This is a genomic window from Paenibacillus sp. FSL H7-0357 (assembly GCF_000758525.1).
Lineage (GTDB): Bacteria > Bacillota > Bacilli > Paenibacillales > Paenibacillaceae > Paenibacillus_AQ.
The window spans coordinates 5,446,041-5,458,375 of record NZ_CP009241.1 but is presented as its reverse complement, the minus strand read 5'-3'; the positions used below and the strand labels follow the sequence as shown (position 1 = coordinate 5,458,375).

General features: G+C 50.4%; 12 protein-coding genes. 9 read left to right on the top strand and 3 right to left on the bottom strand.

Features of this window, described 5'->3' with window-relative positions:
• Window positions 1–701 precede the first annotated feature (701 nt).
• Both H70357_RS24170 and H70357_RS24165 read left to right on the top strand, forming a co-directional pair.
• On the top strand, window positions 702–1,505 hold the full coding sequence (locus H70357_RS24170; protein WP_038594950.1) for a metal ABC transporter permease: 804 nt from the start codon (window positions 702–704) through the stop codon (window positions 1,503–1,505).
• A gap of 48 nt (window positions 1,506–1,553) precedes the next feature.
• A complete protein-coding gene (locus H70357_RS24165) occupies window positions 1,554–2,267 on the top strand; it encodes a cytochrome c biogenesis CcdA family protein (protein ID WP_038594949.1) in 714 nt (237 codons plus the stop codon).
• Between the two features lies 1 nt (window position 2,268).
• Here the strand turns inward: H70357_RS24165 and splB are convergent, their stop codons facing one another.
• Window positions 2,269–3,345: a spore photoproduct lyase gene (splB, locus tag H70357_RS24160; RefSeq protein ID WP_038594948.1), complete on the bottom strand. Its 1,077-nt coding sequence runs from the start codon at window positions 3,343–3,345 to the stop codon at window positions 2,269–2,271.
• Window positions 3,346–3,536: 191 nt separating this feature from the next.
• On the opposite strand from splB, the gene mntR reads away from it, so the two are divergent.
• From mntR to H70357_RS24145, 3 genes are all read left to right on the top strand, one after another.
• Entirely contained in the window at window positions 3,537–3,962 is a 426-nt protein-coding gene (gene mntR, locus H70357_RS24155) for a transcriptional regulator MntR (RefSeq protein WP_038594947.1), read from the top strand.
• A gap of 178 nt (window positions 3,963–4,140) precedes the next feature.
• Window positions 4,141–5,817, top strand: coding sequence for a family 10 glycosylhydrolase (locus H70357_RS24150; RefSeq protein WP_038594946.1), 1,677 nt, complete (start codon window positions 4,141–4,143; stop codon window positions 5,815–5,817).
• Between the two features lie 94 nt (window positions 5,818–5,911).
• Entirely contained in the window at window positions 5,912–6,859 is a 948-nt protein-coding gene (locus H70357_RS24145) for a patatin-like phospholipase family protein (RefSeq protein WP_038594945.1), read from the top strand.
• A 215-nt stretch (window positions 6,860–7,074) separates the two neighbouring features.
• Here H70357_RS24145 and H70357_RS24140 read toward each other — a convergent pair whose 3' ends face one another.
• Both H70357_RS24140 and H70357_RS24135 read right to left on the bottom strand, forming a co-directional pair.
• A complete protein-coding gene (locus H70357_RS24140) occupies window positions 7,075–7,410 on the bottom strand; it encodes a hypothetical protein (protein WP_038594944.1) in 336 nt (111 codons plus the stop codon).
• Between the two features lie 7 nt (window positions 7,411–7,417).
• Window positions 7,418–8,368: a DUF1385 domain-containing protein gene (locus tag H70357_RS24135; protein WP_144024220.1), complete on the bottom strand. Its 951-nt coding sequence runs from the start codon at window positions 8,366–8,368 to the stop codon at window positions 7,418–7,420.
• Window positions 8,369–8,575: 207 nt separating this feature from the next.
• On the opposite strand from H70357_RS24135, the gene H70357_RS24130 reads away from it, so the two are divergent.
• From H70357_RS24130 to H70357_RS24115, 4 genes are all read left to right on the top strand, one after another.
• A complete protein-coding gene (locus H70357_RS24130; RefSeq protein WP_038594942.1) occupies window positions 8,576–9,067 on the top strand; it encodes a YqhR family membrane protein in 492 nt (163 codons plus the stop codon).
• A gap of 74 nt (window positions 9,068–9,141) precedes the next feature.
• Window positions 9,142–10,212, top strand: coding sequence for a M24 family metallopeptidase (locus tag H70357_RS24125; protein ID WP_038594941.1), 1,071 nt, complete (start codon window positions 9,142–9,144; stop codon window positions 10,210–10,212).
• 45 nt (window positions 10,213–10,257) lie between these two features.
• Window positions 10,258–10,815: an elongation factor P gene (efp, locus tag H70357_RS24120; RefSeq protein ID WP_038594940.1), complete on the top strand. Its 558-nt coding sequence runs from the start codon at window positions 10,258–10,260 to the stop codon at window positions 10,813–10,815.
• Window positions 10,816–11,047: 232 nt separating this feature from the next.
• Window positions 11,048–12,301 (top strand): aspartate kinase, encoded by a 1,254-nt coding sequence (locus tag H70357_RS24115; protein ID WP_038594939.1) that lies wholly within the window; start codon window positions 11,048–11,050, stop codon window positions 12,299–12,301.
• Window positions 12,302–12,335 lie beyond the last annotated feature (34 nt).

Genomic DNA, 12,335 nt, shown 5'->3' with positions numbered 1-12,335 from the left:
CATGCTAAAAAGCTGCAGTAAATACAAATATGCCGGATACCGTACCGTTAACCATCGGTCTGCCGCATCAGCAACTCAACCAGAAGCTAACTTTAGCAAGAAAACGCCTGATTTGGCATCTATGGACAGACTAATAACTTGATCTGCTGCATTATGTGCAGCAGAATAGCTACATATTTACTAGTTTTTATATTCTGATGTATTTCCTACATTAGAATTCAGTGAACGCACCATTATTCAGCCATATTGCTGCATTCTGCTGCACATAATGCAACAGAATTCCATATCAGCGCCAAAAGTGAGCAATCTATTGTATCATCTGCAGTAGATTGCTCTTCTCCGCTGAAACAAGCCGGTTTTCCCGTTGGTCATCCATTGTACAACATAGGATGACCAGGCTTTTGATCTTAGCCTTTGACCTTAGTCATTGATCTTAGCCTTTGACCTTAGTCTTTGATCTTAGTCATTGATCTTAGCCTTTGATCTTGGCCTTTATTCCGTACCCAGATCCCGCACCGGTAAAGCGTATCCCGTAAGGGAGGAAAAGCGTTCATTCCTCCGCAGTCACCAGATACCGCAATACACCTTTCCCACGCCAGTTGCACTTAAGCGGGTGTCCAGAGGGCAGAGCCCTTGGGGCCCTCCCTTGGAAGGGAGGGTTTGGGAGGGTTCGAAATTGTTTCAGACGAGGAGAATATATCTTGGAAATTCTATTCAGTGACTTTTTTCAGCGGGCGCTTGCGGGCGGGCTGATGATCGGCATTACCGCGCCGCTTATAGGCGTTTTTCTTGTGCTCAGACGATTGTCGATGATCGGAGACACGTTGGCCCATGTGACCATCGCAGGTGTGGCGCTTGGCTTTCTGACCGGGTTTTATCCGCTGGGGGCAGGTCTGATTTTTGCGGTGGTGGCCTCCTTTGCCATCGAAAAGCTGCGCAAGGCGTACAAGAGCTACGCTGAGCTGTCCATCGCGATTATTATGTCAGGTGGGGTAGCGCTGGCTTCACTCTTTTTCACCTTAGGCAAAGGGTATAATGCGGATGTGATGAGCTATCTGTTCGGGAGTATCTATACGCTCAATAATACAGATCTGATTGTAGTGGGTATCGTGACGATTGCCGTAGTTGTAGTTGTGACGCTGTTTTTCAAGGAGTTTTTTCTGCTCAGCTTTGAGGAGGATGCGGCGAGTGTCAGCGGCCTGCCTGTGAAGCTGCTCAACATGCTCATTACGGTGCTTACGGCGCTTGTGATCAGTACGGCTATTAAGATTGTCGGTTCGCTGCTCGTGTCTGCGCTGCTGACGATTCCGGTGGCGATCAGTCTGCTGCTGTCACGCAGCTTCAAGTCTTCGGTTGTACTGTCGGTTATCATTGCCGAGATTGCTGTTGTGGGAGGTCTGGTAGTTGCGGGGGTGTGGAATCTGGCGCCTGGGGCAACAATCGTTCTGCTGCTGATTGCCCTTCTGACCCTGACACTAATCGGCAAAAAAGGATTGCCCACGTAAGTATGTAACTAGCAAAGTGACCCTGAACCCGGAAGGAGAGCTGCCGCTTTGTCGAACCTGAATGCAGGAATTGCTTTTGCCGCTGGTGTGGCGTCGTTTATATCACCTTGCTGTCTGCCGCTTTACCCTTCGTATTTATCTTATATTACCGGGTTGTCCGTGCAGCAGCTGAAGAGCGGCAGTAACAGCAAAGAGGTACGTTTCCGCACCCTGTCGCATACGCTGGCTTTTATCCTGGGGTTTTCAGTAGTCTTTTATACGCTCGGCTTTGGGGCCGGGCTGTTCGGGCAATTTTTCAACGGGCAGCGTGATCTGATCCGCCAATTGTCGGCTATCCTAATCATTGTGATGGGACTGTTCCTGCTGGGGATTTTTCAGCCACAGTTTCTGCTGCGGGAACGCAAGCTTGATCTGAAATGGAAACCGGCGGGTTATGCCGGCTCCTTTATTTTTGGCATCGGCTTTTCCGCGGGCTGGTCACCTTGTATCGGGCCGATTCTGACGGCAATCATCGCGCTGTCTGCCAGTGATCCGGGAACTTGGTTTACGATGATTACCGCATACAGTATCGGCTTTGCCTTGCCGTTTTTCGCACTGGCCTTCTTCCTGGGCGGGGCGAGAAAAATCCTGAAATATTCCAATGTGCTGATGAAGATCGGCGGCGCACTAATGGTCTTAATGGGGGTTTTGCTGTTTACAGATCAAATGTTCCGGATAACGATCTGGCTGCAGGGAGTCACGCCGGACTGGCTGATCTTCTAGCTTAGGTAAAATAATCAATTCCCGCTTCCGGGAAATGTTCAAAAATCCGCTCTGTGATGAACTCCCGCAGGGCGGTTTGCTGTTTGTCAGGGTACACATATTTATTCTGGCCCCAGCGGCCCCATTTCTTTTTGCGCTTTTCAATATCCATCTCCAGCTTTGATTTGGGGTAACGTTTCTCAATCACGGTTTTGGCCGTTTTGGTGAAACGGTGCTGAATCATCTCAAAAGTCAATCCTTTGCCCACATCCGGCGGAAGGGTTTTGGCCAGTTTCTCCAGCAGTTCCGCATAGCCTTTTTCCCAGCCGTCATGCCAGATAATCGGTGCGATGATAAAGCCCAGCGGATAACCGGCCCGGGCTACTTTTCCCGCAGCCTCAATCCGCTCCTCAAACCGTGAAGTAGCCGGCTCGAAGTTCTTGATGACATAGTCGGCATTCACACTGAAACGGATTCGTGTATGGCCGTTATGCTTCAGTTGAAGCAGCGGCTCAACATGCTGGTATTTGGTTACAAAACGCAGCCGCCCGAGCGGCTCTGCGGCCATGAAGCTGATCAGCTCCGTCAGGGAGCCGGTAATATGCTCCAACCCGAGCGGATCTGAAGTACAGGCGGCTTCAAACGTAGTGATTTCTGGAGCGCGCTCTTCGATATATTTTTTAGCGGCCTCGATGACGTCCCCGGTGTTCACATAGACACGGATATAGGGCTTGGCCCCCAGCGTGGTTTGCAAATAACAATAATGGCAATGTCCCATGCAGCCGGTGGCAATCGGAATCGCATAATCCGCGGACGGCTTGGACTGGTCAAAGGTCAACGTTTTGCGCAGGCCGACCACCAGTGTTCTTTTGGCGATTTTGTATTGCTCAACCTCGGTTTCGCCGGGCAGGTTCGTAATACGGTTATGCGAGGTCGTCATGCGGTAGGGGATGTTCTGGGCTTTGACCCATTCCATAATCCGTACTCCTTTGGGATAATTAAGCGAATCCGGCTCGAAAAAAACCAGCTCTGGAATGAAAAGACCGGTCGGCTTTTTCTGTCTTTTTACCGCGGGACGTTCGGGCGTTACTACAGTCATGGGTTCACGCTCCTTAGGGATGAGGATATCGTTATTGTGCCGGTTAAGGGCGGAATAAAATCATGGTAATCATCGCTATGCAGGGCAACAAGGGGCCGGAGGACTTGCCAAAGAGCGGCAGAAACATGTATCATTGTTAGAGCAAGGTTGGCCCCCGCGCCACGCTCATTATAGAAAAGAGGTAAACTTGAATGCCAACACCCAGCATGGAGGATTATTTGGAGCGCATATACAAGCTCATCGACGAGAAAGGATATGCGCGGGTTTCGGATATTGCCGAGGGACTGGAAGTACACCCCTCCTCTGTAACCAAGATGATCCAAAAACTGGATAAGGACGACTATCTCATCTATGAGAAATATCGTGGGCTTGTCCTAACGAGCAAAGGTAAAAAAGTAGGAAAACGTCTCGTTGACCGTCATCAGCTGCTGGAGGAGTTTCTTGGCCTGATCGGAGTACAGCAGGAGCATATTTATAAGGATGTGGAAGGCATCGAACATCATTTGAGCTGGGATTCTATCACGCGGATTGAAACGCTGGTGGAATATTTCCGGCGCGATGAAGCACGTCTCCAGACCTTATACGATATTCACCATGAGCTGGTCAGCGATTCTTAAACGAAGCAGATTTTTCTTGCTTTGCGCAACTTTTCCAGTTTTTTTACGTCAAAACGGGTAACGTTCTTTTTTTCTATGACCCCGTTTCCAAAGCAAACGGCCGTCTCCCTTATTTAAGGACGAGAGGGCCGTTTCTTTTTGTTTATACACATTTCAGAATGTAAACCTGGGAGGAATTATGAATTACCGAAAATGGATTGTAGGATTGCTGGTTTTTGTCTTGTGCCTGTCTGTAGGGTTACCCGGTGTCCGTGCGGCAGCGGTGCCTATTACGATTGAGCTGGATGGGAAACTACTAAGCAGTGATGTGCCGCCGTACATTACCGCTTCCAACGTAACACTGGTGCCTGTAGCTGTAGTCAGCAGGGGACTTGGCGCGACAGTGGATTGGAACCAGAGCAGCAAGACGGCCACGATCAGCAAAGGGAGCACTGTGCTGAAGCTGACCAGCGGCAGCACAACGGCCCTCGTGGACGGAGCTTCTATCAGCCTTGAAACATCAGTTCAGAGCCGGCAGGGCCGGGTGATGGTGCCGCTTCGTTTTGTAGGCGAACAGCTCGGGCTACAGGTGGCCTGGAATAAGGCAGCAAATAATATTGCCCTATACTCGAATACCGAAATTATCAGTCCTGTGACCCCGTCGGTTCCAACTACACCGGAAGCGCCTGCGGTGCCAACACCTACCGTGCCAACGCCAACGGTGCCGAAGCCAACCGTTCCTGAAATCCCGTCCATTCCGGGAGCAAAAACAGGCAAGGCGATGAAAGGGGCGTGGATCTCCACCGTATTCAATCTGGATTGGCCGTCGACCTCATCGGCAAACAATGCCGACAAACAGAAGAAAGAGTTCAACACCATGCTGGACAAGCTGCAGGCCACCGGCTATAACGCCGTATTTGTCCAGGTCAGACCGTCAGGGGACAGCCTGTATCCTTCGGTGCTTGTTCCCTGGTCCAAGGTGTTAACCGGAACGCAGGGGAAGAATCCCGGTTATGATCCGCTGGAGTACATGGTTAGCAGCACACACGAACGCGGTATGGAGTTTCATGCCTGGTTCAACCCGTTCCGTGCAACCACGGATGCCAGCACTTCAAGCCTTGCCAGCAATCATGTGGCCAAGGCCCATCCGGAGTGGATTGTAAAAGCAGAGAACAAGCTGTACATTAATCCGGGAATTCCTGAGGCGCGCCAGCATATTATCGACACGGTGATGGAGGTTGTCAAAGGCTACGACATTGATGGTGTGCATTTGGATGACTATTTTTATCCCTCCGGCTCTTTCGCCGATGACACGGCGTTCAATACATATAACGCCAAGGCTATCTCGAGTAAAGGGGATTGGCGGCGGGACAACATCAATGAATTTATCCGCCAGCTAGGCCAGGAGATTCATAGCGCCAAGTCAGATGTTTCTTACGGTGTCAGCCCGTTTGGCGTGTGGCGCAACAAGAAGGCCGACAGTACCGGCTCGGACACAACGGCAGGCGTATCAGCCTATGATGACATGTATGCGGATACCCGGACATGGATCAAAAACGGCTGGATCGATTATATTGCACCGCAGATTTACTGGAGTTTATCCTTCTCCGCTGCCCGCTATGACAAGCTGGTAGACTGGTGGGTAAATGAAGTTAAGGGTACCGGAGTGAAGCTGTACATTGGTCAGGCAGCTTATAAGGTTGGAGCAAGTGATCAGAAGGCCGAATGGCAGAGCGGCGAGCAAATCATCAACCAGCTCAAATATAACGAACAGTACGATGAGGTTGCCGGAAGCATTATGTTCCGTGCGAATGATATCGTCGTGCGTGATCCGTTCGGACTCTCCAGCTTATTGACGTTCTATTTCAAATCCTGATGAATTGCCGGCAATTGCAATCATAAGAAGTCATGAAACTACCCCCGTGCTCATAGATAAGCAATAGGATCTATGGAACGGGGGTAAACTCTGTATGGAGATTAATGCTGTGTTTGAAGGCGGTGGGGTAAAGGGAATATCGCTCGCGGGAGCTGTGGAGGCGACGGAACATGCGGGCCGCACCTTTCGTAAAGTAGCCGGAACCTCCTCGGGTTCCATTATCGCCTCGATGCTGGCTGCAGGTTATAACGGTGAAGCCATGAGCCGGATTATAAAAGGAACTTCTTTTTCTTCTTTTTTGAAACGGGGAGCGTTGTACAACACAGCTTTCGTAGGCCCTGCGCTGCGGGTGATGATTAAAAAAGGCCTGTACTCAGGAGAGGCGCTGGAATCCTGGATCCGCGGCATTTTGCGGGAGAAAGGCATTGTTACCTTCAGTGATTTACCGCGCGGAAAGCTGTCCATCATTACTTCGGATATCTCGAACGGACGAATTGTTGTCCTTCCGGACGGACTGGAGGAATACGGCATAACCCCAGGCGGGTTTGAAGTCGCCAAGGCAGTCCGTATGAGCTGCAGCATTCCTTATTTTTTCGACCCGGTTATGCTGCGTTTAAGCGGGCAGGCTGCCCGGGGGAAGTCATTCACTGAACAATTCGTTTATTTCGTGGACGGAGGACTGCTCAGCAATTTTCCGTTATGGCTGTTCGATGAGAAACAAGCAGGCTTTAAAAGTCCGGGGCACAACATCCCTACAGTCGGCTATCAGCTGATCGGGAGGACGGATCCCCAGCCTCACCGGATCACCGGTCCCTTCAGTATGCTGCAGGCGCTGGTTGGGACCATGCTGTCGGCCCATGATGAACGTTATATCGAAACAGAGAAACTTGTGCGGACGGTCAAAATTCCGACACTGGGGATTTCCACAACCAGTTTTCATATTTCCCCGGTGCAGGGTGATGATCTGTACGCGGCGGGATATAAGGCGGGGGAGGAATTCTTCAAAAACTGGAGGCCGCCCGTTCACAAGCTCTCCCAGTGAGTCTCCATCTTCCCACCGCAGCAATGGTATTAAAAAAGGCATCCCACACGTCAGTTATGCAACGTGGAGATGCCTTTTTGAAAAGATAAGAATTTATATGTTTCACGCTATAAATTATCCTTCTATTTCTCGCTGAAACGGATACCGTCCTTTTGAGGACGGCAAAGCCGTTTCCACTTTTGCTTACAGTTTTCTGCTTGAGCAGCAAGAACCTGTTAATGATATTTTGGAAGCTGATCGTCGCTTTTACCCTTGCTGCCCTCGATAACCTGGAACGGATAGCTTTTGCGTTTACCGGGTGCGGTTTGGGCTTTGCGTACCCCGGCCACTTTAGACATGGTTTTCTGTGAAGGCTTTACTTTTGTACGTGGTCTGCCGGGAGTCCGTGTTTTTCCCGCCGGTGTCATCTTGTAGCCATAATAGAGCAGACCGAATAACACCAAAGGAAAAATGAATACCGACAACGTTCCGAATACATCGCTCAACATTCCTGTAACGAGACCCAGTACCGCAAGCGATACCGAAATCCAAAAAATCAAAGCATGCCTCATAGGCCACTCATCCTTTCGCAGGATCCAATATGCCGCCTGACACTCTCACTTCTGAATATTCCCCTGCTTCAATTGCGGCATCAAGCTCCCGCATCCGGTTGAACGAGGCGATGGAGACTTCCACCATATCATCCTTTGGTTCCTTAGTGGTGAGCAGCTGCAGCCACAGCCCCGGATAACCTAAATACTTGAGACCCGGAATGTCGCGTACAGCGTTGGTGCCCTTCAGCACTTCAAACGATACACCAATGACGACAGGAAGGAGAATAATCCGCTGCAGTACGCGCTGGGTAAGGTTATCCCAAGGGACAACGGAGTAAATGATCACGCCCAGTACAATAGTCAGCATCATAAAGCTGCTTCCACAACGGTAATGCAGGCGGCTGTACTTCTGTACATTCTGAACAGTCAATTCCTCACCGGCTTCAAAAGCGCTGATGACCTTATGCTCGGCTCCGTGATACTGGAACAACCGCTTGACCACCGGGGTCTGCGAGATTGCCCATAAATAAACGAGCAGAAGAACCAGCTTGATCGCACCTTCTACGAGGTTGTGCAGAACATAGTTATCAAATGCATTGCCGAATAAAAAATCTTCAACGAATACCGGCACCAGCGTAAATATTACCTTACCGAAGAGAAAGGAGAGAATACCCATAACCGCCACGCCAAAAATCATGCCGAGGCTCCAGCCCTCATCCTTTTTCTTTTCTTTTTCTTTCTGTTGCTTGGCAAGCTCTTCCGGCTCTGTTTCATCCTCAGCATACGATTCCGCAGAGTAATTCAGATGTTTGGAGCCTTTGGCGCTGGAATCTATAATACTGACAATGCCGCGAAGCAGCGGAATCTTGCGCAGTTTAACGACCCAGCTCTTATCGCTTCTCGGCACCTCCAAAAATGTGATTTCCTGATTCTTCCTTCTTACGGCTGTTACGTTGATATGCTTGCCGCCGAACATGACGCCTTCAATAACGGCTTGGCCGCCGTAACTTGGAGTTTCTTGGGACAACCAATTCACCTTCCCATGTATTAATATGATTTATATAATACATTGTAACTAATTTATGCCCACATTGCTAGTTGGATTGCCTTTTCCTGTGCATACTAGCATTTAGAGAGCGGAGGGGCCTAAGGGCAACCTATATATTGAAAGTGAGGCAGTAAGATGAATAATGCAGGCAAGCAAAAATCGCAGCATACGAACCCTTTTTATTTTGCCATTGAACTGGGCTTTTTTGCCGGAATAATCTGGGGAGGGATCCGCTGGCTGATGTATGCCTTTCATTTCACCAAGGTTCTTCCTGGTTTTTTGGCCGAGCCGTTCTTTAAACATGAATTTCTGATGACAGCGGCCGGGCATTTGGCCGGATACCTGTCTTTTATCGTGTTCTCGGTAGCCGCATCACTCTTTTATGTGCTGATCTTCCGCAAGCTGAAGGGCCCCTGGCCGGGGATTATTTACGGGGTTCTGTGCTGGTCCGCGCTCTTTCTTGCCGGGTCGTGGCAATTTCTCATGCAGCCTCCGTTCAGGTTGCCTTGGAACTCTGTAATCAGTGAATTTTGCATCTTTTTACTCTGGGGTTTGTTCATCGGCTATACCGCGGCGATCGAGTATACGGATGAGCGGAAACGCGAGCAGCAGACAAGCCTGGCTTAATGGCCCGAAAAAACTTCTCAAGGGCATGACCCTATGTTAAAATACAATGTGGCTATTTCGAGAGGAGAATGAAAATGGGCAACGAGCGCGTCTCCAAGCTGCGTACGGTTTTGCAGGAACAGGGATTGGATGCGATGTTAATAACCAGCGGCATCAACCGCCGCTATTTGAGCGGATTTACCGGCTCTTCCGGTTATGTACTGGTGACCGGTGATGACAGTTATCTGCTGACCGACTTTAGGTACATGACACAGGCTGCAGAGCAGGTGAACGGACTTAAAGTGGTTCAGCATGGTGCGAAATTCATTGACACTGTACGCGAACTGCTGCCGCAGGGCAGCAATATCCGTGTCGGCTTTGAACAGGATGATGTAACCTTCAGCGCTTACACCGCATATGCTGCGGCTCTGCAGCCTGCGGAACTGGTTCCAGTCTCCAAAGCAGTTGAGAACCTGCGCATGTTCAAGGACAAGGAAGAGCTGGCCGTCATGCAGCGGGCAGCGGATTTGGCGGATGCAACATTCAGCCATATTCTGAATGTGATCAAGCCCGGCATGACCGAGCGTGATGTAGATCTGGAAATGGAATTCTACATGCGTACCCATGGCGCTACTTCTTCATCGTTTGACACCATTGTGGCTTCCGGTGAACGTTCGGCAATGCCTCATGGCGTGGCAAGCAGCAAGGTCATCCAGAACAACGAATTCGTAACCTTCGATTTCGGTGCGCTGCTGGACGGCTACTGTTCGGATGTAACCCGCACCATTGCGCTGGGAACTCCGGATCCCAAGCTGAAAGAAATCTATGATATTGTACTTGAAGCGCAGCTGCACACGCTGGCTAACATCAAGCCGGGTATGACCGGACGGGAGTGCGACGCTTTGGCGCGTGACATTATTACCCGTTATGGTTATGGGGATTATTTCGGCCACAGCACAGGCCATGGCCTTGGCATGGAAGTCCATGAATGGCCGCGGTTGTCCAAGCTTGCTGATGAAATTATGCAGCCGGGTATGGTAGTAACTGTGGAGCCGGGCATTTATTTGGAAGGCCTTGGCGGTGTGCGCATTGAGGACGACATCGTGATTACAGACAGCGGCATTGCGCTGCTCACACATTCGTCCAAAGATTATACGGTATTGTAAGGATCGCTTGAACAGGTAAATTATTGATTCCAGGAGGGATTTTTTGTGATTTCAGTTAACGATTTCAAAACAGGCTTGACCGTAGAGGTAGAAGGCGACATCTTTACCGTACTTGATTTCCAGCACGTTAAACCAGGTAAAGGTGCGGCATTTGTTCGCTCCAAACTGAAGAATCTGCGCAACGGCAACACTGTAGAACGTACATTCCGTGCAGGTGAAACTATTGGCCGGGCGATCATCGAGAACCGTGGTGTGCAATATCTGTATGCCAGCGGTGCGGAACATGTATTTATGGACAACGAAACTTATGATCAATTCGAATTGTCTGCCAAGCAATTGGAATGGGAGCTTAATTTCCTTAAAGAAAACATGACTGTGAACATCGTCAGCTACCAGGGCGAAATTCTCGGAATCAACCTGCCTACCAGCGTTGAGCTGAAGGTTGTAGAAACAGAGCCGGGCATCAAGGGTAACACGGCTCAGGGCGCTACTAAATTTGCTAAGGTAGAAACCGGATTGAACGTTCAGGTTCCTCTTTTCATTAATGAAAACGACGTGCTTCTGATTGATACCCGCGAAGGTAAATACATCTCCCGCGCGTAAGATTTGTCCTGCCTTAACTTACATTTATACCAACCGGCCTCCCTCGCATCCTGCGGGGGAGGCTTTTGGCTACCCGGGTAAGGCAGTCTGGTAAATCACGGAAAGAAACGGGAATTGGGCGCTTTTTTTGTGAAACCATTAACGCATGATATGGTTTTCGTATTATACTGGTTTAAAGCGGGAAACCAAATATAAGCTACTACATAGAGCGAAATAGGGAGTGAATGGGACTTTGTCACTTTATGTCATGAAATTCGGAGGCAGCTCCGTCGGCGATATTGAACGCATGCAGCGTGTCGCCAAACGCATCGCAGACAAGCAGGATGAAGGGCACCGCTGTGTTGTGGTTGTATCCGCCATGGGGGACACCACGGATGATCTAATCGATCAGGCGAAGCAGCTGAACGCTCAGCCGCCCGCGCGTGAAATGGATATGCTGATGACGACGGGGGAACAAATCTCTGTTGCGCTTCTTTCCATCGCATTGCACGGAATCGGCCGCAATGCCGTATCGTATACGGGCTGGCAGGCCGGCTTCGTCACCGATGAGACTCACGGCCGGGCACGGATCAATGAAATTGATCCCCACCGCGTGCTGGAGTCGCTGGAGCGCGAGCAGATCGTTATTGTAGCCGGATTCCAGGGGATGACCCAGAGCGGCGAAATTACCACGCTGGGCCGCGGAGGTTCGGATACGACAGCCGTAGCGCTGGCAGCCGCCATCAAAGCGGATGTATGCGAAATTTACACGGATGTGGACGGCATCTACTCCACAGATCCGCGCATCGTGAAGAGAGCGCGCAAGCTGAAGGAAATCTCTTATGATGAGATGCTGGAGCTGGCTAACCTGGGAGCGGCAGTACTACATCCGCGCGCCGTGGAATATGCCAAACGATATCAAGTGAAGCTGGTCGTCAGATCGAGCTTTAACCATAATGAAGGTACTGTTGTGAAGGAGGAAGCGAGCATGGAGCAGGGAGTAGTAGTTAGCGGAATTGCCTATGACAAGAACGTGGCGCGGGTCAGTATTCTGGGAGTGCCTGATGTTCCCGGCGTATTGGCCCAAGTGTTCGGCAAGCTGGCCGAAGAAGGCGTTGACGTAGATATTATCGTACAGAGCGGCGTGCAGAATGAGAAAGCGGATTTCTCCTTTACGGTGGCGCTTAGCGAGCTCGCACGGGCCAAGGAAGTGATCGAGGGGCTGCACAGCGCCTTGCCTTACCGGGAAGTCACTTCAGAGGATAATCTCGTCAAAGTATCGATCGTAGGCGCAGGTATGGTCAGCCATCCGGGTGTGGCCGCGCAAATGTTCGAGGTCATTTCCCAAGAGGGTGTAAGCATTAAGATGGTCAGCACCTCCGAGATCAAGGTATCTTGCGTGATTGAATCCGGCAATCTGCAGCAGATTATTCAGGCGCTTCATACCGCCTACAATCTGGATACAGAGGAGCAAGCCTTCGTCGGGGGTCCGCAGGACCGCCGCTAAATAACAAAAAGTCCTATTCCCGCTATAAAAGTGG